We start from the raw sequence: 23044 nt of genomic DNA on the forward strand, positions 1-23044 counted from the left end.
TTATTGCTCCCCGAGGCTCCGCCGGTACCCGAAGAAGACCCGCTCGATCCAGGCACCTGCGCTGCCCGAGTAGAACCGAACCGGCCCCACCCAGCCGATCTGCGCCTGGATGATCCCCGCGGCCCGTTGATCGGCGAGGCAGCGACGCAGCAGCACCCCACCGATCCCGGACCCGGCCGCGGCCGGCGCGGTGCCCATCGGGCCGAACCAACCCGGCCGGGATGAACCCCAGGCGGCGAAGCCGAGAAGGTCGCCGTCGCGTTCGGCGAGGTGGCAGCCGGCCCGGTCCCGGCCGATCGACTCGGCCACCTCCGCGGCCCAGGTGCCGTCGAAGGTCCCCGACACGAACGCCGTCAGCGCCGGCAGATCCGCCGGCTCCGCCCGCCGTACCGTCACCCCCAGACCGGCCAGCCGCTGCTCCGCCGGTGCCGTCGTCCGTAGCGCCGGGCTCTCGGCGCCGCAGAGGTCGGCGGTCATGTTCCAGGCCGTACTGTCCCGGGCGTACCCGAGCGCCTCCGCCGCACAGATCGCCGGCGTGTAGCGCACATCAATACCGGGCCAGGCATAGTACGGCGGGTTGCCCGCCAGCCGTACCTCCCTCGCCCCGAGCCCGGCGAACTGTTGCTCGGCGCGCGACACCAGCGCCCGCGCCACCCCCCGCCGGCGGTGCGCCGGCCCCACCGCGACCAGGTCCACATGCGCGGCCGGGCTGCCCGGCGTGGAGAGCGAGCCGAGCAGTACGCCGATGAGCCGGTCCTCCCGGTAGGCGCCCAGCGCGACGACGGGGCGGCTGGTAACCGCCCGCGGCCAGAGCGTCGCCACGATGGCCCCCGCCTCGGCGGCGTCGTCCGGCAGATCCAGGGACCGGCCGCACAGCTCGATCACGGTCGGCAGCTGCTCCGGCGTCAGCTCGGTGACCAACAGATCCATGGACGCTGACCCTAGGCCACCGGAACACTGTTGTTAAGAAAGTTCCCCGCCGCCCGCCCGCCCGCCGACGCGACCCGCCTGCCGCCGCGACCCGCCTTCGCCTACCGGGCGGCCGGAGCGGGCCGGCCCAGCCGTCAGAAGCCCCGGCCTACGTACGACGCTCAGCCGCGGGCGGCGCGGACCGCGGCGTACGCGTCCACCAGGCCGGCGCCTGCGACATGCGCCTCGTCGCCGCACCGGTCGCCACTGACCCGGACCGCGGTGGCGGTCTCGGTCAGGATCTGGCGCGTCCGAGGTAGATCGCCGATCAACGCCGGATTCGCCGACCACATCAGCGCCGCCACCCCGGCCACCTGCGGAGTCGCCATCGACGTGCCGCTGAGCGCGCCGTACCCGCCACCCGGCAGCGCGCTGAGCACGTCGGCGCCCGGGGCGACCAGGTCCGGTTTGGCGACACCGCCGGGCCCCGGGCCGCGCGAGGAGAAGTCGGCCACCCGTCGCCGCTGGTCAACCGCGCCGACAGTCAGGACATCCGGGTGGAAAGCCGGGGAATCCTCGATTGAGCGGCAGCGGGGCCCGGTGTTGCCGGCGGCGACCACCATGAGGATCCCCGCAGCGGACAGGGCGGCAACGGCCGGCTGCAGCGCCCCGGAATCACAGCCCTCCAGCGCGGGGCAGCCCCATGAATTGGTGAGGATCTCCGGCGCGCGGTGTGGGCGACCGTCGCGGAACGGATCCCCGCCGATAGGGAAGGGCGCCAGCATGAACTGGAGGCAGTCCAGATAGAGCGCGGGGTTGCCGAGGTTACGGTCCAGATTGACGCAGCCGGTCCAGGTGGCGCCGGGGGCGACCCCGGCCCCGTCCCGCCCCACCGCGCTGCCGAGGGTGTGGGTGCCGTGCCCGCCCCGGTCCCGCGGGGCCGAGGTGGCGTTCCAGGGGTCGAACCACGAGTCGTCCCCGCCGCGGAAGCCGGCCGCCAGCCCCGGATGGGTGCCATCCACCCCCGAGTCGGAGCTGCCCACGGTCACCCCCGTACCGGTGATCCCCAGCTCCGACCAGACCCGGTCGGCGCCGATCAGCCGGATGTTCCAGGCCACGCCCGGCGGCGGCGCGGCGTCTCCCCGGGTGATGGGGGCGGGCGCGGGCAGGGGGCGGACCCGCTGGCTGACCAGCACCCGATCCACCTCGGAACGGCCTGCCAGCCAGGCCCGCACCAGCGGCCCGCCGTCGACCTCGATCGCGTTGACCAGGTAGTAGGGCGTGTGGTCCAGCCGGAAGCGGCGCAGCTCCCGGCGCAGGCCGGCCTGCGTCCGCTCGGCGGTCTCCACCAGCCGCCGGTAGACCTCGGCGGCCCGGCGATCACGACCGGCCCGCCCGGTGGCGGCGGGTACGTCGCTCAGGTCGGCCTGCTCCCGGAGCACCACGAAGAGCCGTTCACCGTGCAGCCCGGGCTGCCCTGGCCCGACGGCCACCGCCCCGGTCGCCACCAGCAGGGTGGCCGCCGCCACCCCGGCCACCGTCCGACTGGGTCGGGCGCCCGGACGTCGGACGAGCACCACCCCGTACCCGAGGGCGAGCAGGACCGCGACGGTGCAGCCGGCACCGGCAGCGACCGCCACCCAGAAGGGCACGTCCCGGGCGGTGGCCAGCACCAGGCTGACCTCCTCCGGGTCGGCCCAGGCGAGCGGGCCGAAGACGCTCAGCCCCACCAACCCCGCGGTGGCGGGCCCGACGCCGGTCGCGCTCCGCCGGGCGGCGGCGGCCAACGCCGCCAGCGCGAACCCGGCCGGCGGCAGCGTCAGCAGCAGCGGCAGCTGGGCGCCGGACTGCCCGACTCCCGCCCCGAGCAGCAGCAGAACGACGCCGGCCACCAGACCGTCTACCAGCACCAGCCGGCCCGGTCGGTGCGGAGTGTCGGCGCTGCGGCGGGACCAGAACGCGGCGGGCAGGAGCGCGGCTGCCAACCCACCGACGGCCGCGGCGGCGAGCGCGGCGAGCAGCGTCTCCAGCAGCCCACCGAGCGCACCAACCCAGACCCACGGCAACAGCAGGGCCAGCCCGCCCGTGAGCCCCAGCAGCGTCACCGGGGTGGGGCGTGGGGCGCGCCGTCGGTGCCAGCCCGGCTCGCCCTCCGGGCCCCTCGGCGCGATCCGGTGACTGACCAGCCGGTGGATGACCAGGGCGGCCAGCCCGGCCGTGCCGGCGAGCGTCGCCAGATACGCCTCGTGCTGCACCGGTGGCAGCACCCGCGGCAGGCTCAGCGCGCCGAACACCAGCAGCCCCACCAGCCAGAGCTGGCCGACGGTGCGAACCACCCGGGAGCGGGGCAGCAGGGCGAGCAGCAGGGTGGGGATGCCGGCCAGGACCACCACCGCGACGGTGGTCACCGGCCAGAGCCAGACCAGCCGGTCCACGCCGACCAGGAGGAGGAGTTGGTCGGTCAACCAGCCGCCGAGTTGGGTGACCACGGTGAGGCCGACGATCCACAGGCCGAGGAAGACGGCGGCGACCACCGGCACCGGGCTGCCCCGCGGTGGGCCGGCCGGGCTCGGGAGGGGGTGGGCTGGCCAGGGTCCGGGCTGCACCGGCACACCGTACGACGGTGAACCACCGTCGGTCGGCGGTGGGACGGAGTGTCCCGGAATGCGCTACTGCCCTGGCCGAGACGGGGAGGGCTACCGTGGAGGCGTGCGAGACCCGAATGTGTCCCGAGCGACGGCCAGCCAGCTCTCTCCGCAACGGCGCACCGCCGACCTGCGCAGCCTGGCGGTCGAGCACTTCGATGTCCTGATCATTGGCGGCGGAGTCACCGGCGCTGGCGCCGCTCTGGACGCCGCCTCCCGTGGCCTGAAGGTCGCCCTCGTCGAGGCGCGCGACTACGCGGCCGGCACCTCCAGCCGGTCCAGCAAGCTGATCCACGGTGGCCTGCGCTACCTCGAACAGCTCGAGTTCGGCCTGGTCCACGAGGCGCTCACCGAGCGGGGCCTGCTGGCCACCCGGCTCGCGCCGCACCTGGTCCGCCCGGTGCCGTTTCTGGTCCCGCTGCCCGGCGGCGGGCTCCGGGACCTGCCGGCCCGGATGCTGCGCCGCTCCTACTACGGCGCGGGGGTGGCGGCGTACGACGCCTTCGCCGGTGTCTTCGGCGGCGGCCGAGGCATGCCGCTGCACCGGCACCTGACCCGGGAGGGGGCCCGCCGGACCTTCCCGAGCCTCAAGGCGGAGGAGCTGGCCGGCGCGATCCGCTACTACGACGGCCAGGTCGACGACGCCCGGCTGGTGGTCACCCTCGCCCGGACCGCGGCCAGCCTCGGCGCGACCGTGGTTAACAGCGCCCGCGCCGTCGGTCTGATCCGGCAGGCCCGCGAGGTGACCGGGGTTCGGGTTCGGGACCTGGAGGCGCCGGCCGACTCCCCGGACGCCGAGTTCGAGGTACGGGCCCGCACCGTGATCGCGGCGACCGGGGTGTGGAGCGACGACATGTCGCGGATGCTCGACGATGTCGGGCTACGCCCCCGGGTTCGGGTCCGGGCCTCGAAAGGCGTGCACCTGGTGGTGCCCCGATCGGCGATCACCGGCGAGACCGGGCTGATCCTGCGGACCGCCACCAGCGTGCTCTTCGTCATTCCCTGGGGTGGGCACTGGATCATCGGTACGACCGACACCGACTGGCGGCTGGACCGCTCCCACCCCGCGGCCTCCGCCCGGGACATCGAGTACCTGCTGGCACAGGTCAACACCATCCTGGACCGGCCGCTGACCACCGCCGACATCGAAGGCGTGTACGCGGGTCTGCGACCGTTGCTGGCCGGCGAGGCGGACTCCACCTCCAAGCTGTCCCGGGAACACGCGGTGATCGAGCCGATGCTCGGGCTGCTGCTGGTCGCCGGGGGCAAGTACACGACGTACCGGGTGATGGCCGCGGACGTGGTGAACCGGGCGGCCCGCCGGCTCGGCGCGGCGCCGCGGTCGCGTACGGCCGACCTGCCGTTGCTCGGTGCCGACGGCTACTCGGCGATGTGGCGGGACCGGGCGGACCTGGCCCGCCGGCACGGGGCGCCGGTCGGCGTGGTCGAGCATCTGCTGGAGCGGTACGGCAGCCTCGCCCTGGAGCTGTTGGCCCTGATTGACGCCGATCCGTTGCTCGGCTCGCCGTTGGCCGGCGCGCCGGAGTACCTGGCCGCCGAGGTGACCTACGCGACCCGGGCCGAGGGGGCGCTGCACCTGGAGGATGTGCTGGACCGGCGGACCCGGATCTCCATCGAGACCGCGCACCGTGGTCTGGAGTCGGCCGAGCACACGGCGGAACTGATGGGCGCGGTGCTGGGCTGGGACGCCGCGACCCGGGCCCGGGAGGTGGCGCACTACCGGGCGCGGGTGGCGGCGGAGCGCAACTCGCAGCTGATGCCGGATGACGCGACGGCCGACACGGCCCGGCTCGGTGCACCCGATGTCCGTGGCTTCGCCGCCGACCGGGGGGATGGGGACCCGGTGGAGCGCGCCGCCCCCTCCCCGTAGCCAGGGCGCGGGGTCCGCGCACCTTGCCCGGGTTTGCGCAGGCACGTCGGGTCAGAGCACCTTGCCCGGGTTGAGCAGGCCCGTCGGGTCCAGCGCCGCCTTGATCGCCTGGTGTACCCGGATCCCGACCGGACCGACCTCCTCGGCCAGCCATTCGCGTTTGAGGAGGCCGACTCCGTGTTCGCCGGTGCAGGTGCCTCCCAGCTCGAGCCCCAACCGCATGATCTCGTCGAATGCGCGTCGTCCCCGGTCGAGGCTCGCCGGGTCCGCCCGGTCGACCACGATGTTCGGGTGCAGGTTGCCGTCCCCGGCATGCCCCACCACACCGATTGGTACGTCGCACCCGGCGGCGATCCGCGCCACCCCGTCGAGCATGGCGGCCAACGATCCGCGTGGCACCGCCACATCGTCAATGACCAGGCCGCCGTTACCGTCCGGGTACGTGTCAGCGGCGAACCGTTCCATCGCCGGGTGCGCCAGTCGTCGTGCCTGTAGCAGCGCCGCTGCCTCGGCCGCGTCGGTGGCCGCGTACACCTCGTCGGCGCCGGCCGCCGTGCAGACCGCCGTGAGCGCGGCCAGGTCGTCGGCGGCGCGCGCGCCGGTGTCAACGGCGGCCAGTAGCAGCGCGGCCGCATCCTGGCGCAGGCCCATCGGCCGGTACGCCTCGATGGCGCGCAGGTGCGTCTGGTCGAGCAGTTCCAGCAGGCTGGGGGAGAGACCCTGGGCGGCGATCTTCGCCACCGCGGCCCCCGCGGCGGTGGTGCTCGGGAAGACCGCCACCATGGTCAGCGACTCCGCCGGAGCGGGCCGCAGCGCGACGGTCACCTCGGTGAGCACCCCGAGGGTGCCCTCGGAGCCGACGAAGAGGCGGGTCAGGTCATACCCGGCCACCCCCTTCGCGGTACGCCGTCCGGTGCGCAGCACCTCGCCGGAGGCGAGCACCACCTCGAGGCCGAGCACGTACTCGGTGGTCACGCCGTACTTCACGCAGCACATGCCACCGGCGTTGGTGGCCACGTTGCCGCCGATGGTGGACGACTCCCAGGAGCCGGGGTCCGGCGGGTACCACAGCCCGTGTTCGGCGACCGCGGCGCCGAGAGCCGCGTTGACCACTCCCGGTTGTACCACCGCGATTCGGCTGACCGGATCGATCTCCAGGATGGTGGTCAGGGCCGAGGTGCTGATCACGACGGCGCCCGCCACCGCGTTCGCCGCACCCGCCAGCCCGGTCCGGGCGCCCTGCGGCACCACCGGCGCCCCGTGCCGCGCCGCGGCGCGTACCACCGCCGACACCTGGGCGGTGTCCCGGGGGCGGGTGACCACGAGTGGCGTGCCGGCGGCACAGAGATCTGCCTCGTCCCGTTGGTGCGTCCGGAGCAGATCCGGGTCGGTCAACACCGCGTCGGCACCGAGCACGGCACGCAGCTCGTCGAGGAGGGGACCCATGAGCCGAGGCTACGACCCGCGTGCCTCTGATCCCACCCCGCCCTCCGGTGCCCGTCCGTTTCGTTCCGGGCGCGCGATACGGAACTGCCGCGGAGAGGATTCGACCGGGGGCGGGGTGGGTAGTACCCGCCGTGGCCTGGGACGAGCGACCTGCACTGGGGTAGCGACTCGGCCGCGGGATGGCGGTGGGATGGACATCGACGGCGCCCGGATCGCGGCGACGGCACGGCGGCTGCGCCGTCGTGGCCGGGCGACTCTCAATGATCGGGTGTCCCGGGTCCGCGCGACGTTGGTGCTCTCCGTGCAGGCCGGACTCGCCGCCGGTATCTCCTGGCTGGTGGCGCATGAACTGCTGGGCAGCCCGCAGCCCGTCTTCGCGCCGATCTCGGCGGTCGGTACCCTCGCCGTCTCGGTCGGGCAGCGCTTCCGTCGCACGGTGGAGCTGATCGTCGGGGTGGCGGTCGGGGTGGCGGTCGGCGACCTCTTGATCTTTCTGCTGGGCACCGGACCGTGGCAGCTCTGTCTCGTGGTGACCTCGGCGATTCTCCTGACCGTCTTCGCGGGCGGGAGCGTAGCTATCCTGATCCAGGCGGCGGCGACAGCTGTCCTGATCGTCACGCTCAGCCCGGCCGGGCACAACCTGGAGATCCCGCGGTTCCTCGACGCGTTGATCGGTGGTAGTGCCGCGTTACTGGTGACCGCGCTGCTGTTACCACTGAATCCGGTACGGGTGCTCAACCGGGCTGCCCAGCCGGCCTTGGACCTGCTCGCCAACCAGCTCGACGCGACCGCTGAGGGGCTGCGAAAACGGGACCGGGACAAGGCGCAACGCTCGCTGGAGAAGCTCCGCGACCACAAGGAACAACTGGCGTCGTTCGACGAGGCGATCCAGGGCGCGAAGGAGACCGCCACGCTGTCCCCCGCGCGTTGGCACCGCCGCGACGAGTTGACCCACTACGCGGAGGCGGCCGACCCGGTGGAACGGGCGATCCGAAACAGCACCACGCTGGCCCGGCGTGCCATCACCCTGATCGAGGACGCGGAGCCGATCCCTGACGCGATGCCGGCCTCGATGGTTCACCTCGCTGAGTCGGTGCGGTTGCTCCGGCACGAGTTCGCTGTCGGCGAGGAGCCGGAGCGGGCCCGCGAGCGGTCGCTGCGCGCGGTCAGCGAGGCCGCGCGGGCGTACACCGAGGGCGTGGGTTTCTCCGGCAGCGTGGTGGTTGCCCAGGTGCGTACCGTCGCCAGCGACCTCCTGGTCGCCTCCGGTGTCACCCAGGAGGAGGCGAACCGCCTGGTTCGCGAGGCCTTCGGTGACCTGAAGAAGAACAAGCGCACGGGGAAGTCGGAGCAGTCCGCCAGGAAGCCGGAGCGGTCCGAGCAGAAGCCGGAGCAGTCCGAGGGGAAGTCGGAGCAGTCCGAGGGGAAGTCGGAGCAGTCCGAGGGGAAGTCGGAGCAGTCCGAGGGGAAGTCGGAGCCCCCGCCCGCGATGGGCTGATCCGGCGGGTTGGGGTCATGGCCTCCGCCGCCGTTCCGACAGCCGTCGCGAAACCGCCGGTCACTCGAGCGTGGCGAGGGCAGCCAGCAGGTGGTCCACGTGCTCCCGGGTGCTACCCAGCCCGATACTCGCCCGTAGCGCGGTCGCCGGCAGGTCCCGCCGACCGCTGCGGGCGGACGCCTCCGAAAGTAACCGCCGGGCGAACGGGTGGGCGCAGAACAGCCCATCGCGTACCCCGATCCGGTGCCGGCGGGCCAGGTGCGCGGCGACCTCGGCCGAGTCCCGGCCGGCCAGCACGAACGAGACGATCCCCACCCGCGCCGCGGCCGGCCCGAAGGCGTGCAGCTCGACCGCGTGCGGCAACTCGGCGAGGCCCGCCCGCAGCCGGTCCAACAGCCGCTGCTCGGCGTCGTGCAGCGCAGCCCGGTCGGCGCTGGCGAGGGCGTCACACACCGCGGCGAGCGCTACCGCGCCGAGCAGGTTCGGCGTGCCGGCCTCGTGCCGTGCCGGCCCGTCCACCCACCGGACGTCGTGGGTTGCGCCGCCGACGTGGCTGGTCGCGCCACCACCGGCCAGGTACGGCGGGGCCGCGTCCAGCCAGTCGGCCCGCCCGACGAGTGCTCCCGCGCCGAACGGTGCATACAGCTTGTGACCGGAGACAGCCAGATAGTCCAGCTCGAGGGCACGGACGTCAACGGGGGCGTGCGGGGCGAGCTGCGCCGCGTCCACCGCGATCCGGGCCCGGTGCCGCCGGGCCACCTGCGCCAGCTCGGCCACGGGCCACCGCTCGCCCGTCACATTGCTCGCGCCGGTCACCGCGACCAGCACCGGCGGCTCGCGGTCGGCGCCGCGGCGCAGCTCGCCGAGGGCGGCGTCGAGCGCGCGGACCGCGCCGGCGGGGTGCTCTGGCATGGGCAGCCGGACCGGTCCGCGCGGCCAGGGGAGCAGGTTGGCGTGGTGCTCGCCGCCGAACGTCACCACCGTGGTGCCGGTGGGCAGCGCGCGGGCCAGCAGGTTGAGCGCGTCGGTCGTGTTCCGGGTGAAGACGACGTGGTCGTCGGCGCGGGCGCCGAAGAAGTCACCGACCGTCTGTCGGGCCTGCTCGTAGGCGAGGGTGCAGCGCTGCGACAGGGCCCCGGCGCCCCGGTGCACACTCGCGTACCAGGGCAGCAGCGCGGTCACGGCGTCCGCCGCGGCCTGCGCGCACGGTGCGCTGGCCGCGTAGTCCAGGTTGATCTGACCGGGGACGCCGAGCACGGCGAGTGGGCCGGCGACGGTCGGCGACGGGGTGAGGGCGCAGGTCATCAGGGTGGCTTCTCCGGAGTCAGGGACCCCGGGCGGGTGGGCGGGGTCCGCGCTTGCCCGACGCGCGCCGCGCCCGGCCCGGTCATCACCCGGGGCACCCCACCGCGAACCTCGACGAGGGTTGCCGGCCAGCAAGCCGGGGCTTGTCGCTGGCGCTCGTGACCTGCTCCGAAGTCTAGCGGGCAGCGGTGTGGCCGGCCGGGCGGGTCGGTGGTGACTACGCTGACGGAATGGCCGACACCCCGCCCGGCGCGCCCCCGCCGTCGCCGACCAGCGCCGCACCGACGGCTGCCCCGCAGATGCCGTCCCGCCGCGGGAACCAGCGTCGTCTACTCGTTCTTGCCGGGGTGATCCTGCTGATCGCGGCCTCCGCCGTGTTCATGCTGTGGAGACTTGGCGAGAGCCTCGGTAGGGACGCGCTGCTGATCGGCGTGATCGCGGCGATTCTTCCGGTCCCGGTGCTGGTCGCCTGCTTCCTCTGGCTCGATCGGTACGAGCCGGAGCCGCTGCGGTACCTGGTTTTCTGCTTCGCCTGGGGTGCGTTCGTCTCCACCGCGGTGTCATCGACGGTCAACGGCTTCTCCGCAGACCGGTTCGAGGCGGCGGGTCTACCGACCGCGCTCACGGCGGTGTTGGTCGCGCCTTTTATTGAGGAACTGACCAAGGCGCTGGGGCCGATCCTGCTGCTGATCTTCCGGCGGCGGGAGATCTCCGGGATCACCGACGCCCTGGTCTACTGCGGGCTCTCCGCGATCGGCTTCGCCATGGTGGAGAACATCCTCTACATCGGCGGGCTCGGATATCGAGTGGGTGCGGAGGAGTACGGCCCGGCGACCGGTACGCAGCAGGTTATCGCGATCTTCATTCTCCGGATCCTGCTCTTCGGGTTCGCCCACCCGCTGTTCACCGCCATGACCGGGGTGGGGCTGGGAATCGCCGCCCGTAGTGCCGACCGGCGGGTGCGGGTGCTGGCCCCCGCGGCCGGCCTGCTGCTGGCGATGATGTTGCACGGTGCCTGGAACCTGCTGCCGACGTTGGCCCAGGCCACCGGGGAGCTGTTGATTCAGCTCTACGGCCTCATCGGCGTGATGGTGCCGATCTTCTTCGGCATGGTGGGGCTGGCGGTCTGGCTGCGATCCTGGGAGGGGCGGCTCACCGAGCGGATCCTGCCCGCCTACGTCCGCTCCGGTTGGCTCACCCCGCCGGAGGTGGCGACGTTGAGCAGTCTCGGCCGGCGACACGCCGCCCGGGTGTGGGCGAAGCGGGTCGGTGGCGACCAGGGGCGGAAGGCGATGGCCGGCTACCAGTTCGCCGCCACCCGGCTCGCGCTGCTGCGCGACGGGATGCGTCGTGGGTTGGATGACCGCCCGGCGGAGCGAGAGCGGGCGCTGGCCGAGGAGCGGTACCTGCTGGAGCTGATCAGCGGCTATCGGGCGTTCTTCGTCGGCCGGGATCCGCGCGTCCCGGTTGGTGTGTGGGACGGGCACCGCTACCACCTGCGGTTCCCGGACGGGGCACAGCGTGCGGTGGCGGCGCCGGAGGAGCCGGTGGTACCGATCCCGATCGTGCTTGCGCCGCCTTCGCCGTCCGGCCATCCCGTTCCGCCCGGCTATCCACCACCGCCCGGATATCCGCCACCGCCCGGTTGGTACGGGCCGCCGGCCTCCGGTCCCCGTGGGCAGTTCTGACCCCGGTCCTGCCGGACGCCCGAACGGCGGCCGGCAGGATCGAAGCGGTCACGTCATCAGGCTGGTGAGGAAGTCGCCGAGGCCCTGTGCCAACGCCATCAGCACACCCCCGATCGCTTTGACCATTTCCGCCGCGCCATCGGGTCGGAACGCCATGAAGTAGATCAGGAACGCGATGAAGCCCCAGAACAGCAACTTCTTGAGCAGTACCGGCATCGTCCCTCCCCAGGGCACCTGGTGCGGCTAACTTCCCCGGGAAGGAGCGGAGCAAACGGCTACCGGTAGCGGCCGGTGGGGCGCTGGGGCTACAGGTAGAGGCCGGTGGAGTCTGGTTCGACGCGTTCGGCCGCGACCGCATGCACATCCCGCTCGCGCAGCAGCACGTACCCGCGGCCGTGTAGCTCGACCTCGGAGCGGTCGTCCGGGTCGAACAGCACTCGGTCCCCGGAGACGATGGAACGGACGTTCGGCCCCACCGCCACCGCGGCTGCCCAGGCCAACCGCTTGCCGACGGCAGCTGTCGCCGGAATCACGATGCCGGCAGTGGAGCGACGCTCACCTTCACTGCCCTCCATCCGGACCAGCACCCGATCGTGCAGCAGCCGGATCGGCAGGCCGGAGTCGAGATTCTCGTCGTTGGTCACGGGGCCAGAGGCTACCGTGTCCCGCTCCGCCGTCCGGCCGTGGTTCCCCGGTGGTGACCGTGGGCATCCGGTGGCGCATTAGCCCCACGATGATTGGATTGACGGCGTATCCTGTCCGACCTACCGGTGAAGCCGGAACGCCTGACGCTAGGAGGTGCGCTTGAGCCGATTCGAGCGGATGCGTGGGGGGCTTCGGCACGCGTACGAGTCGTATCGGTCCCGGCGGCGATCGGCGGGCCTGCGCGCCGGGACGCCCGGTACCACCTCGGCGGATGTGGCCAGCCTGGCACCAGTCCCGCCGCCACCACCGGCGGCCAGCGGCGTGGCGGTATCCCCGCCGCTGCACAGCTCGACCACCAGCCGGGACGACGCGGATGTGCCGCACGCGCTCCGGATCGGGGCCGCCTGGTCCTGGCGCCTGCTCGCGATCGGTATCGTCGCCTGGGCCCTGCTGCGGATCGTGGGTCAGATCCGGATCGTGGTCATTCCGCTGGCCATCGCGCTGTTGCTGTCGGCGTTGCTGGCCCCGGCCGTTGGTTGGCTGCTTCGGGCCCGGTTCCCGCGCTCGCTGGCGACCGCCGTGGTGTTGGTGGGCGGGCTGGCGGCGGTGATCGGCACGCTGACCCGCGTGGTCAACGAGTTCATCCAGGGTGTGCCGGAGCTGAGTGAGAAGTCGTCCCAAGGCGTACGCCAGATCCAGAACTGGCTGCAAACCGGCCCGCTGGGCCTGAACGACCAGCAGCTGGACAGGTACGTCGACGAGGCCGAAGCGTGGCTCAACGAGAACATCGATGGGCTGACCAGCGGGGCGCTCTCCACCGCGGCCACCCTGGCCGAGGTGTTGACGGGCACGATCCTGGTGCTCTTCGCGACGTTCTTCTTCCTGCGTGACGGCGGCCGGATCTGGCGCTTCCTGGTCCGGTTGGTGCCGGTGAACGCCCGGTGGAAGGTCGATGACGCCGGCCAGGCGGCCTGGCGGACGCTCGGCGCGTACGTACGGGCCACCGTGTTGGTGGCCTTCATCGACGCGCTCGGCATCGGCATCTTCCTGGTGATCTTCGAAATCCCGTTCGCGTTTCCGCTCGCCGCGCTGATCTTCCTCGCCTCGTTCATTCCGATCATTGGTGCGACCTTGTCCGGCGGGGTCGCGGTGCTCATCGCCCTGGTGGACAGCGGACCGATCACCGCGTTGATCATCTTGGGTGTGGTGATCGGTGTGCAGCAGCTTGAGGGGCACGTACTCCAGCCATTGATCATGGGGCGGGCGGTGGCCATCCACCCGCTCGCAGTGATCGTTGGTATCGCCGCCGGCGTGGTACTCGCCGGGATCACCGGGGCGCTGATCGCGGTGCCGCTGATAGCGGTGCTCAACACGGCCGTACGCCGCCTCGCCACCCGTACTGTTCCGGAGACCCCGTCGGACGCTGTCGTCGTGGCGAGTAAGGCGCCCTGACCCGTCCCACTGGGGTGGGGTTACCCGGTCGCGCCCTTCGCCAGGCGTTGGAGGGCGCCGCGGGCCACGTCGGGGCGGGTCGTGTACCAGAACGGCGGAAGCGACCGGCGGAGGAAGGGGCCGTATCCCCGGGCGGTCTCCAGCCGGGAGTCGAGCACCGCGACCACCCCCCGGTCGCCGGTGGCGCGGATCAGCCGGCCCACGCCCTGGGCCAGCCGGACGGCCGCGATCGGCACGCTGACCGCGGCGAACCCCGATCCCCCGTCGGCGTCAACGGCGGCAGCACGGGCGGCGGCGAGCGGCTCGTCCGGCCGCGGGAAGGGCAGCCGGTCAACGACCACCAGCTGACAGGCGTCGCCCGGCACGTCCACCCCCTGCCAGAGCGACATCACCCCGAACAGGCAGCTCGCCTGTTCTTCGCGGAATCGGCGGACCAGCAGTGGCAGCGCCTGCTCGCCCTGGAGTAGCACGGGCAGGTCGGTGCGTTCCCGGAACAGCTCCGCCGCCTGCTGCGCAGCCCGCCGGGACGAGAAGAGCCCGAGCGTCCGTCCGCCGAGCGCATCGACCAGTTCGAGAAGCTCCGCGCCGGCCGCATCGGGCAGCCCGGAGGCGCTGGGCCGGGGCAGGTGCGCGGCGACGTAGAGGATCCCCTGCCGGGCATAGTCGAACGGAGAGCCGACGTCGAGCGACTGCCAGTCCGGACCGGAGGTGACCGGTGCCTCCGTCGTGGCAGCCGGAACCTCCAGGCCCAGCGCCCGGGCAACGGTGTCGAAGCGGCCCCCCAGGGCCAGGGTGGCCGAGGTGGCGACGACGGTGCGCTCTTCGTAGAGGTGGGTGGCGAGGGTGCCGGCCACCGAGAGCGGGGCGACCACCAGCGCCCGTCGCCCGGTGGAGTCGTTGCGTTCCACCCAGGCCACGTCGTGGTCGGCCTCCTCCAGCAGCCGTTGCGCAGTGCCGGACAGCTCGTCGAGTACCGCCTTGGCCTGCTGTTTGCGGACCGGGTCCGGGTCGTCGGACTTGACCTCACCGATCGCGTCGAGCGCCGCGCGGGTCGCGGCGTCGAGCAGCGTGCACGCCTCCTGCAGCGGGCTCGGCAGACCGGTGGTGAGCCGACCTGCGGGGGCCTCGGCGAGCCCGACGGCCAGGGCATCACCGGCCGCGGTGAGCGCCTCGGCCGTCTCCGGGCGGAGTAGTGGGCGGGCCTGACGGGTGGACCGGTCGATTGACTCCGGCACCAACTCGGCCTGTGCGGCGGAGGAGACCCGATCGGCTAGCTCGTGCGCCTCGTCCACGATGAGCAGCTGGTGTGGGGGGACGATGTGTCGCCCGGCGAGCATGTCCACGGCGAGCAGGCTGTGGTTGGTCACCACGACATCGGCCTCGCGGGCTCGGGCCCGGGAGGCGTCGGCGAAGCACTCGGCGCCGAACGGGCAACGGGCCGCGCCGACACACTCCCGCGCCGGCATGGACACCAGGCGCCAGGCCTGCTCGTCAACGCCGGGATCAAGCTCGTCCCGGTCGCCGGTGTCAGTCTTCTCGGCCCAGTCGCGGAGCCGTTGGACCTGTCGGCCGAGGCGGCCGGCCTCGCCGAGCCACGTCGTGCCGCCCGGCCTCGGCGCGTCGAAGAGGGTGTCGCCGGGCTCCTCCTCGGTGGCATTGTCGAGCCGGGCCAGGCAGAGGTAGTGGTGCCGCCCCTTGAGCACCGCGAAGGTGGGCCGCCGGCCGAGCAGCGGCTCCACCGCGTCGGCCAGCCGGGGGAGGTCGTGGTCAACCAGTTGGGACTGGAGCGCGAGGGTGGCGGTGGAGACCACCACCGGGCCGTCAACGGTGAGCGCGGGCGCCAGGTACGCCAGGGATTTGCCGGTGCCGGTGCCGGCCTGCACCAGCAGGTGCTCGCGGGCGGTTACGGCTGCCTCAATCGCTGTTGTCATCTCCTGCTGACCCGGGCGTGCTGCGCCTCCGGGGACCGCCTCGACCGCCGCAGCGAGTAGGTCGGCGCCGGTCACCCCACCGCCGGAGCGTCGGCCGCCGGCTCGGGACTTTGGGCTGGCGGAGTCGGTGGCGGTGTGGGGAGGGGGCACCGTGTGACGGTACCGGTCGGCACCGACTGCCGGCTCCCGGCGGGCGGCGCGGCGTTGTCACGGTCCGACATCTGACCGGTGGCGTCCGGTTATCTCCCTGCTACGTCGGATCGTCGGAATCGGCTAGGGTGCCAGTCATGCCGAGCGACACGGTCCGCGTGATCTACCGCAAGTACGACGGCAGCGCCCATCGCGACTACCCGGCTCGCCGGCTTGCCGAGGACGACCTTGGCGTCTGGCTCGGCGTGCCGGTCGGCACGCCCTCGGTCTATCACGGCCGCCCCTCCGTCGAACAGATCCCGTTCGTGCTCCTGGTGCCGCATCACGCGTGGTGGACCGGCATGTTCAACCCGCCGCCGCGGACCAGCGAGGTCTACTGCGACATCGCCAGTCCCGCCCGCTGGGAGAACCACGACACCGTGCATCTCTTCGACCTGGACCTGGACGTGGTGCGCCGGCGTGGCTCCGGTCTGGTGGAGCTGCTGGACGAGGATGAGTTCGCCGAGCACCGTAAGCGGTTCGGCTACCCGGACGAGGTGGTCACCGAGGCGCACACCGCAGCCCACTGGCTGTTCGCTGCGTTGGGCGACGGCACCGAACCGTTTGCCACGTCGTTCCGAAAGTGGCTGGCGCTGGTCATCTGAACGGGCTGCGGTGGGACCGGGCGTCCGACGTCGCCGTGATGGTCCGCCGGGCCAGCCGCATCTCTGCCGTATCAGTGTGAGGTAAATCGCTGCCTTCGCCTGTGAGTGCAGCTCGACAGTGTGCATAACCGCATGTTCATGCCCCCGTGGGGTGATGGGGTCGTGGAGCATGTTCGGCTTCGGATGCCGGGGGTAACCGCTGCCTGCCGGCCCACCTGCCGGATCGGCACCCGGACCGGCAGGCTCCAACCGATGAAGGTGAACAGATGGTTAACTGAGTGTGAATGTGGATAGGCTAGTGGTGGGCCGGTTCATTTGGCATTTCGGCGGCACCTAGCATTCCCACTCGTGGCCACCCGCGAGGTGGCTGCCACCACCCCCCGCCGACACGACGAGGTCCGTCCTGTGAAGTTTTCCTTCCGCCCGAACGAGGGTGCCTTCTACGAGCTCTTCACCAGGGCCGCGCAGAACTTGGTGCGGGGTACCGAACTCCTCAACGAGCTGGCCCTGCCCGGCGTGGTGGTGCAGTCGGTCAGCGAGCGGCTCACCGAGGTGGAGCACGACAGCGACCAGATCACCCACGAGCTGTACAAGAAGATCAACTCTACTTTCATCACGCCGTTTGACCGCGAGGACATCTACCGGCTCGGCTCGCTGCTCGACGACGTCATGGACCACCTGGAGGCGGTCGGCAACCTGCTCTACCTGTACGGCCTGACCGAGCTGCCGTCGCTGCCGCGGGAGATGCACGAGCTGGTCAACGTCTTGGACCAGCAGGCGAGGCTGACCGCTGAGGCGATGCCCCGACTCAGGTCGATGCGGGACCTCGAGGACTACTGGATCGAGTGCAACCGCCTGGAGAACGACGGCGACCAGGCGTACCGGATGCTCCTGGTCCGACTCTTCTCCGGCGAGTACGACGCGTTGACCGTGCTGAAGATGAAGGAGGTCGCCGACGAGCTCGAGGCCGCCTGCGACGCCTTCGAGCACGTGGCGAACACAGTCGAGACAATCGCGGTCAAGGAGTCCTGATCCGTGACCCCTGAACTCATCGCCGTGCTGGCGGTGATCGCAGTCGCGTTGGTCTTCGACTACACGAACGGCTTCCACGACGCCGCCAACGCGATCGCGACCAGCATCTCCACCCGGGCGCTGACCCCCCGGGTCGCCCTGGGCATGGCGGCGATCGGCAACTTCATCGGTGCGCACTTCGGTGCGGAGGTCGCCAAGACCGTCGGCAGCGGCCTGGTGGAGCTTCCCACCGGTACAGCCAGCCTGGCGATCGTCTTCGCCGGCGTGGTCGGTGCCATCGTCTGGAACCTCATCACCTGGTACTTCGGCCTGCCGTCGTCCTCGTCGCACGCCCTGATCGGGGGCCTGGTCGGCTCCACGGTGGCGGCGTCCGGCACGGTGCTGTGGAGCGGCATCGGTCAGAAGGTCATCGTTCCGATGATCCTGTCGCCGATGGTCGGTCTCCTGCTCGGTTACTTTGTGATGGTCGCGGTGCAGTGGATCTTCCGGCGGGGGCACCCGGGCAAGCTCAACCGGGGCTTCCGTTGGGCCCAGAGCGCCTCGGCCGCGGCCATGTCGGTCGGCCACGGCATGCAGGACGCGGCGAAGACGATCGGTATCGTGGTGCTCGCCCTCTTCGTGGGTGGCTTCCAGGACAGTCCGTCGCACATCCCGGAGTGGGCCTTCTGGACCTCTGCCGCGGTGCTCGCCGCCGGCACGTACGCCGGTGGGTGGCGGATCATCCGGACCCTGGGCCGGAAGATCATCGACCTGCGGCCGCCGGAGGGCTTCGCCGCCGAGACCGTGGCCAGCTCGGTGCTCTACTTCAACGCGCTGGTGCTGGGCGCGCCGATCTCCACCACCCACACGATCACGTCGGCGATCATGGGTGTCGGCGCCACCAAACGGCTCTCCGCTGTTCGGTGGGGGGTCGCCGGCAACATCGTGGGCGCCTGGATTCTCACCTTCCCGGCGGCCGGCGGCATCGGCGCCCTCACGTACTTCCTGGTTCGTCCGTTGTTCAGCTGAGGTGCGGGCAGGGGCACTGGGCGTTCCGCCGGCCGGGATCTAGGCTCGCTCCATGACGAGCGACGGTGATGGTTTCCCTGCCCCATCGGCGCTGGTGGAGCATGCCCGCCGGTTCCGCGAGCAGGGGAGCACCCCGGCAGCACCCCGGGTGGCGGCCACCGTCCTGCTGCTTCGCCCCGCCGCCCCGCCGTCCGCCGGCCGGGACGGCTTCGAGGCGTACCTGATCCGCCGGGTCGCGGCGATGGCCTTCGGCGGCGTGTACGCCTTCCCGGGCGGCGGCGTGGACCCCTCGGATTCGGCGGCCCACGTCGACTGGGCCGGTCCGACCCCGGCGCAGTGGGGAACCCGGCTGGGGCTGGCGCCGACGGCGGCGCAGGCGGTTGTCTGCGCCGCCACGCGGGAGGTGTTCGAGGAGGCCGGTGTCCTGCTCGCCGGCCCGGACGCCGACACGGTCGTCGGCGACGTGGCCGGCGGTGACTGGGAGGCGGCCCGGGTAGCTCTGGAACGGCGGGAGGTGGGCTTCGCCGACCTGCTTGCCCAGCGAGGGCTCACCCTCCGCTCGGATCTGCTGCTGCCGTGGAGCCGGTGGATCACACCCGAGTTCGAGCCGCGCCGGTTCGACACGTACTTCTTCGTCGCCCGGCTACCGGTGGGGCAGCGTACCCGGGATGTCTCCGGTGAGGCGGACCGCACGCTCTGGATCTCCCCGGCCGACGCCTGCGCCACCGGGGAGCTGACGATGCTCCCGCCCACCCTGGTCACCCTCGGGCAGGTGGCAGCCTGTCGGGACCTGGCCGGTGTCATCGCCGCCGCGGCGACCCGTGATCCGGCGACTCCGGTGCTGCCTCGGCTGGAGGACTCCGGCGCCGGCCCGCCGCGGTTTCTCCTGCGCTGACTGGTCAGTCAGGTTGCCCTGCCCAGTGCCGGTGCCGGATTCGGCCGATTCGGGCCACAGCCGGTAGGTTGCTGTCTATGCGATGTGGCTGACTCGTGGTTCGCCAAGGCGTACCCGCCCTCGGGACGACGGCGGAGCCGCGAGGCGAGCAGGTGGAGGCGCGATGGTCCGGAGCGGCTACGACGAGCAGCTTGATCGGTTGACTGGCGCCCTGGCGGTGATGAGTCGGGAGGCCGCGGCGGCGATCCGGGGTGCGGGTACCGCGCTGCTGAATGTGGACCGGGAGGCGGCCGAGCAGGTCGTTCGGAATGACGCGGTCCTCGATCAGCTTCGTTGGGACATCGAGGCGGCCGTTCCGGAGCTGCTCGCCCGGCAACAGCCGGTCGCCTCGGACCTGCGCCTGGTGCTCTGCGCCATCCGGATCGCGGCCGACCTTGAGCGGATGGGTGACCTTGCCGTTCACATTGCCAAGGTCGTGCAGATGCGGTACCCGGTCATGGTCGTCCCGCCGCCGGCGGCTGCCGTGGTGACGGAGATGGCCGAAGCGGCGGCGCGGATCGCGGAGAAGGCCTCGACCGTGCTCACCACCCGTGATCCGCTGACCGCCATGCAGATCGGGCTCGACGACGACGAGGTCGACACCGCCCAGTCGCGCCTGTTGTCGCTCCTGTTGGCCAGTTGGCAGTACGGGGTGGAGAGCGCCATCGACCTCGCCCTGGTCGGTCGCTACTACGAGCGGTACGCGGACCACGCGGTCAACGTGGCGCGGCAGGTTGTCTACCTGGTCACCGGCACGATTCGGCTCTAGGCCGGTCGCGTCGGCGCCGGCACCGCAGACCCGGGGCGGGGCGCCCGACGCGACCCCGGAGTTCGGGCTGCGATTGGGATATCTGGGCAGTCAGTAGTCGGAAAGTCACAAAGCTGAGGTTCCCGGCCACGATTTTCGTCGTGGAGTTCACTTTTCGTTCACTTAGCGCCGGTCGCGCGGCTACCTGGGCCTTCTACCTTGACTTCTCGTACGGCCCGGACGGGCTGGCACACCCCGATAGAGAGGCTTTCTGGTGAACCGCAACGTGCTTTCGCGGCGCGTCCTCGCCGGCACCGCGCTCGCCGCGCTCGCGCTTACCGGCTGCAGCAGCAACAACGAAAGCGCCGATGGTGGCGAGAAGCTTTCGGGTGAGGTCAAGGTCAACGGCTCCAGCACCGTCGCTCCGCTGAGCGAGGCCGCGGCCACCTTCTACCGGGAGGTCCAGAACAACGTCAACGTCTCCGTCGGCACCTCCGGCACCGGCGGCGGCTTCGAGCGGTTCTGCAAGGGGGAGACCGACATCTCGGACGCCTCCCGTCCGATCAAGGAGTCGGAGATCGAGGCCTGTGAGGCGGCCGGGATCCAGTTCAAGGAACTGGTCGTCGCCAACGACGCCCTCACGGTGGTCGTCAGCAAGGACAACGACTGGGCCGACTGCCTCACGGTCGACCAGCTCAAGGCGATCTGGGAGCCGAACTCCAAGGTCGCCAACTGGAACCAGGTCGACCCCAGCTTCCCGGACGAGCCGCTGAAGCTCTTCGGCCCGGGCACCGACTCCGGCACCTTCGACTACTTCACCGACGAGATCAACGGTGAGGAGGGCGCCAGCCGCACCGACTACACCGCGTCGGAGAACGACAACGTCGTGGTGCAGGGCGTCGCCGGCACCAAGGGCGGCCTGGGCTACTTCGGCTTCACCTACTTCGAGGAGAACGCGGACAAGCTCAAGGCGCTCAAGGTCGACGGTGGCTCCGGCTGCGTCGAGCCAAGCCTGAAGACCGCGCAGGAGAACACCTACCAGCCGCTCTCCCGGCCGCTGTTCATCTATGTCAGCGACACCGCTGTCAAGAAGGAGCAGGTCGCGGACTTCGTCAACTTCTACATCGAGGAGATCGACGACATCGTCCTGGAGGCGAAGTACGTCCCGCTCACCGAGGAGCAGAAGAGCACCCTCCAGTCTGAGTTCGACGCCCTGAAGGCTGCGGCCTGACGTGTCCACCAGTACCTCGAACGCCGGTTCCGCCGCGGGCAGCGCCCTGCGGCGGGGCCGGCGTCGCCCCGTTGACAGCACCGTCAAGGTCCTGCTCGTCGCTGCCGCGTTGGTCTCGGTCGCCACCACGATCGGGATCGTCATCGCGCTGGTGCAGCCGACGATCGGGTTCTTCCAGCAGGTCAGCGTCGTTGAGTTCATCACCGGCACGAGCTGGACGCCGACCTTCGCGCAGAAGGCATACGGCGTCCTGCCGCTCGTCGCCGCCACGCTGACGGTGACCGGCGTCGCGCTGACCATCGCCGTTCCGCTCGGCCTCGGCTCGGCGATCTACCTCTCGGAGTACGCCAACCCGCGTACCCGCAAGGTACTCAAGCCGATCATCGAACTGCTCGCCGGCGTGCCGACGGTCGTGTACGGCTTCGTCGCGCTCTTCGCGCTCAACCCGCTGCTGCAGAAGTGGTGGCCGACCGACAACGGGCCGGCTTTCCAGAACCTACTCATCGCGGGTATCGCGATGGGCATCATGATCGTGCCGACCATCGCCAGCATCTCCGAGGACTCGATGGCCGCCGTTCCGCGCAGCCTGCGCGAGGGCGCGTACGCGCTGGCCTCCACGAAGATGCAGGTGTCCACCCGGGTGGTGGTGCCGGCGGCGATGTCCGGCATCGTCGCCGCGGTTGTCCTGGGTATCTCCCGCGCGGTGGGGGAAACCATGATCGTTACGATCGCGGGTGGCCTCACCTCTGACCGGATCGTCCTCAATCCGCTGGAGGGGGCGGCGACCATGACCGCCTTCATCGCCAACATCTCCTCGGGCGACATCCCGGTCGGGTCGCTCGACTACGACTCGGTCTTCGCCGTCGGTGCGCTGCTGTTCCTCATCACCTTCGCGCTGAACGCGGTGTCGATCCGGATGGTCCGTCGTTTCCGGGAGGTCTACGAGTGAGCACCCCCACCGTCACCACCGAGACCCGACCGGATCCGTCCGCGTCGGGTAACGCGCTGACCCAGCGCCGTAGCCGGCCGGGTGAGGTCGCGTTCCGGCTGGCGATGCAGGCCTGCCTGTTGATCGCCTTCGGCGTACTCGCCGCCCTGCTGACCTGGGTGCTCGTCAAGGGCTGGAACCGGCTGGACTCCCGGCTGTGGACCGAGATGCCCACCGGTCTGGTGAGCCGGCTGGACAGTGCTGGTGTGCAGTCCGCGCTGGTCGGCACGCTTTGGATCATCTCGTTGGTCGCGCTGATCTGCCTGCCGATCGGCATCCTGTCCGCGATCTACCTGGAGGAGTACGCGGACAACACCCGCTGGTACAACCGGCTGCTGGAACTCAACATCCAGAACCTCGCCGGCGTGCCATCGATTATCTTCGGTATCCTCGGCCTGGGGATCATCGCCCGGGCGCTCGGCCTCGGGTTCACGGTCATCACCGCGGCGATCGTGCTGTCGCTGCTGGTCCTGCCGGTGGTCATCATCGCCACCCGGGAGGCCATCCGGGCGGTACCGCAGTCGATCCGGCACGCCTCCTACGCCCTTGGTGCGACCAAGTGGCAGACCGTGTCGCGGCAGGTGCTGCCGTCGGCGGTTCCGGGGATCGCCACCGGATCGATCCTGGCCCTGTCTCGCGCGATCGGGGAGGCCGCCCCGCTGATCGTCCTGGGCGCGGTCACCTTCATCACCTTCAACCCGGATGGGCTGGACAGCGGCTACACCGCGCTGCCGATCCAGATCTACACCTTCATCACCCGCTCGCAGTCGGAGTACACGGAGCTCGCTGCCGGTGCCATCGTCCTGCTGCTGGCGATTGTGCTCGCGATGAACTCGATCGCGATTTTCGTACGTAACCGGTTCGAGAAGCGCTGGTAAGTAGTCCGATGACGGATCACC

General features: G+C 71.3%; 19 protein-coding genes and 1 riboswitch. Of the genes, 12 read left to right on the top strand and 7 right to left on the bottom strand.

Translation table 11 applies throughout. The annotated features are described in order from the left end of the window. Both H0524_RS13900 and H0524_RS13905 read right to left on the bottom strand, forming a co-directional pair. Complete coding sequence (locus H0524_RS13900) at positions 1–930, bottom strand: GNAT family N-acetyltransferase (protein ID WP_180199010.1); 930 nt, start codon at positions 928–930, stop codon at positions 1–3. 161 nt (positions 931–1091) lie between these two features. Further along, the gene (locus H0524_RS13905; RefSeq protein ID WP_180199011.1) at positions 1092–3521 is read right to left on the bottom strand and encodes a S8 family serine peptidase; all 2430 of its coding nucleotides are present in this window, start codon (positions 3519–3521) and stop codon (positions 1092–1094) included. A gap of 112 nt (positions 3522–3633) precedes the next feature. Between H0524_RS13905 and H0524_RS13910 the strand changes: the two genes are divergently transcribed. Continuing rightward, positions 3634–5445 (top strand): glycerol-3-phosphate dehydrogenase/oxidase, encoded by a 1812-nt coding sequence (locus H0524_RS13910; RefSeq protein WP_180199056.1) that lies wholly within the window; start codon positions 3634–3636, stop codon positions 5443–5445. A gap of 51 nt (positions 5446–5496) precedes the next feature. Here the strand turns inward: H0524_RS13910 and H0524_RS13915 are convergent, their stop codons facing one another. Beyond that, positions 5497–6891, bottom strand: coding sequence for an FAD-binding oxidoreductase (locus H0524_RS13915; RefSeq protein WP_180199012.1), 1395 nt, complete (start codon positions 6889–6891; stop codon positions 5497–5499). 190 nt (positions 6892–7081) lie between these two features. Between H0524_RS13915 and H0524_RS13920 the strand changes: the two genes are divergently transcribed. Continuing rightward, complete coding sequence (locus H0524_RS13920) at positions 7082–8389, top strand: aromatic acid exporter family protein (protein WP_180199013.1); 1308 nt, start codon at positions 7082–7084, stop codon at positions 8387–8389. Positions 8390–8449: 60 nt separating this feature from the next. Here H0524_RS13920 and H0524_RS13925 read toward each other — a convergent pair whose 3' ends face one another. Continuing rightward, complete coding sequence (locus H0524_RS13925) at positions 8450–9694, bottom strand: aminotransferase class V-fold PLP-dependent enzyme (RefSeq protein WP_180199014.1); 1245 nt, start codon at positions 9692–9694, stop codon at positions 8450–8452. Between the two features lie 44 nt (positions 9695–9738). Continuing rightward, a riboswitch (SAM riboswitch) is annotated at positions 9739–9858 on the bottom strand. A 24-nt stretch (positions 9859–9882) separates the two neighbouring features. Here H0524_RS13925 and H0524_RS13930 point away from each other — a divergent pair. Continuing rightward, entirely contained in the window at positions 9883–11382 is a 1500-nt protein-coding gene (locus H0524_RS13930; protein WP_180199015.1) for a PrsW family intramembrane metalloprotease, read from the top strand. A 48-nt stretch (positions 11383–11430) separates the two neighbouring features. On the opposite strand, the gene H0524_RS13935 is transcribed toward H0524_RS13930, so the two are convergent. Further along, a complete protein-coding gene (locus H0524_RS13935) occupies positions 11431–11598 on the bottom strand; it encodes a hypothetical protein (protein WP_018218073.1) in 168 nt (55 codons plus the stop codon). 89 nt (positions 11599–11687) lie between these two features. Next, positions 11688–12026: a co-chaperone GroES gene (locus H0524_RS13940; protein ID WP_018221608.1), complete on the bottom strand. Its 339-nt coding sequence runs from the start codon at positions 12024–12026 to the stop codon at positions 11688–11690. A gap of 178 nt (positions 12027–12204) precedes the next feature. On the opposite strand from H0524_RS13940, the gene H0524_RS13945 reads away from it, so the two are divergent. After that, positions 12205–13479, top strand: a complete 1275-nt coding sequence (locus tag H0524_RS13945) for an AI-2E family transporter (RefSeq protein WP_180199057.1) — start codon at positions 12205–12207, stop codon at positions 13477–13479. Between the two features lie 20 nt (positions 13480–13499). On the opposite strand, the gene H0524_RS13950 is transcribed toward H0524_RS13945, so the two are convergent. After that, positions 13500–15560, bottom strand: a complete 2061-nt coding sequence (locus tag H0524_RS13950) for an ATP-dependent DNA helicase (protein WP_309225105.1) — start codon at positions 15558–15560, stop codon at positions 13500–13502. A gap of 137 nt (positions 15561–15697) precedes the next feature. On the opposite strand from H0524_RS13950, the gene H0524_RS13955 reads away from it, so the two are divergent. The 8 genes from H0524_RS13955 to pstA all read left to right on the top strand — a co-directional run bounded on the left by H0524_RS13955 (position 15698) and on the right by pstA (position 23023). Further along, positions 15698–16204, top strand: coding sequence for a DUF402 domain-containing protein (locus H0524_RS13955; RefSeq protein WP_180199016.1), 507 nt, complete (start codon positions 15698–15700; stop codon positions 16202–16204). Between the two features lie 405 nt (positions 16205–16609). Then, the gene (locus H0524_RS13960; protein ID WP_018218078.1) at positions 16610–17236 is read left to right on the top strand and encodes a DUF47 domain-containing protein; all 627 of its coding nucleotides are present in this window, start codon (positions 16610–16612) and stop codon (positions 17234–17236) included. Positions 17237–17239: 3 nt separating this feature from the next. Then, positions 17240–18244, top strand: a complete 1005-nt coding sequence (locus tag H0524_RS13965; RefSeq protein WP_180199017.1) for an inorganic phosphate transporter — start codon at positions 17240–17242, stop codon at positions 18242–18244. 52 nt (positions 18245–18296) lie between these two features. Next, positions 18297–19139: an NUDIX hydrolase gene (locus H0524_RS13970; RefSeq protein WP_180199018.1), complete on the top strand. Its 843-nt coding sequence runs from the start codon at positions 18297–18299 to the stop codon at positions 19137–19139. 163 nt (positions 19140–19302) lie between these two features. Next, positions 19303–19947 carry a phosphate signaling complex protein PhoU gene (gene phoU / locus H0524_RS13975; protein WP_180199019.1) on the top strand — a complete coding sequence of 215 codons (645 nt, stop codon included), beginning with the start codon at positions 19303–19305 and terminating at the stop codon, positions 19945–19947. 253 nt (positions 19948–20200) lie between these two features. Beyond that, on the top strand, positions 20201–21157 hold the full coding sequence (locus H0524_RS13980) for a PstS family phosphate ABC transporter substrate-binding protein (RefSeq protein WP_180199020.1): 957 nt from the start codon (positions 20201–20203) through the stop codon (positions 21155–21157). Position 21158: 1 nt separating this feature from the next. Next, positions 21159–22106 (top strand): phosphate ABC transporter permease subunit PstC, encoded by a 948-nt coding sequence (gene pstC, locus H0524_RS13985; RefSeq protein WP_018221599.1) that lies wholly within the window; start codon positions 21159–21161, stop codon positions 22104–22106. Next, on the top strand, positions 22103–23023 hold the full coding sequence (pstA, locus tag H0524_RS13990) for a phosphate ABC transporter permease PstA (protein WP_180199021.1): 921 nt from the start codon (positions 22103–22105) through the stop codon (positions 23021–23023). Before pstC ends, pstA begins: the two co-directional genes overlap by 4 nt. The last annotated feature ends 21 nt before the right edge of the window (positions 23024–23044 follow it).

It is taken from the genome of Salinispora sp. H7-4, assembly GCF_013416675.1.
GTDB lineage: Bacteria > Actinomycetota > Actinomycetes > Mycobacteriales > Micromonosporaceae > Micromonospora > Micromonospora vitiensis.

Bases quoted from the DNA above. Each gene is read 5' to 3' on its own strand.
- H0524_RS13920 (WP_180199013.1), top strand. From the start codon at position 7,082: ATGGACATCGACGGCGCCCGGATCGCGGCGACGGCACGGCGGCTGCGC.
- H0524_RS13925 (WP_180199014.1), bottom strand. From the start codon at position 9,694: ATGACCTGCGCCCTCACCCCGTCGCCGACCGTCGCCGGCCCACTCGCC.
- phoU (WP_180199019.1), top strand. From the start codon at position 19,303: ATGGTCCGGAGCGGCTACGACGAGCAGCTTGATCGGTTGACTGGCGCC.
- H0524_RS13915 (WP_180199012.1), bottom strand. From the start codon at position 6,891: ATGGGTCCCCTCCTCGACGAGCTGCGTGCCGTGCTCGGTGCCGACGCG.
- H0524_RS13900 (WP_180199010.1), bottom strand. From the start codon at position 930: ATGGATCTGTTGGTCACCGAGCTGACGCCGGAGCAGCTGCCGACCGTG.
- H0524_RS13945 (WP_180199057.1), top strand. From the start codon at position 12,205: ATGCGTGGGGGGCTTCGGCACGCGTACGAGTCGTATCGGTCCCGGCGG.
- H0524_RS13935 (WP_018218073.1), bottom strand. From the start codon at position 11,598: ATGCCGGTACTGCTCAAGAAGTTGCTGTTCTGGGGCTTCATCGCGTTC.
- H0524_RS13955 (WP_180199016.1), top strand. From the start codon at position 15,698: ATGCCGAGCGACACGGTCCGCGTGATCTACCGCAAGTACGACGGCAGC.
- H0524_RS13970 (WP_180199018.1), top strand. From the start codon at position 18,297: ATGACGAGCGACGGTGATGGTTTCCCTGCCCCATCGGCGCTGGTGGAG.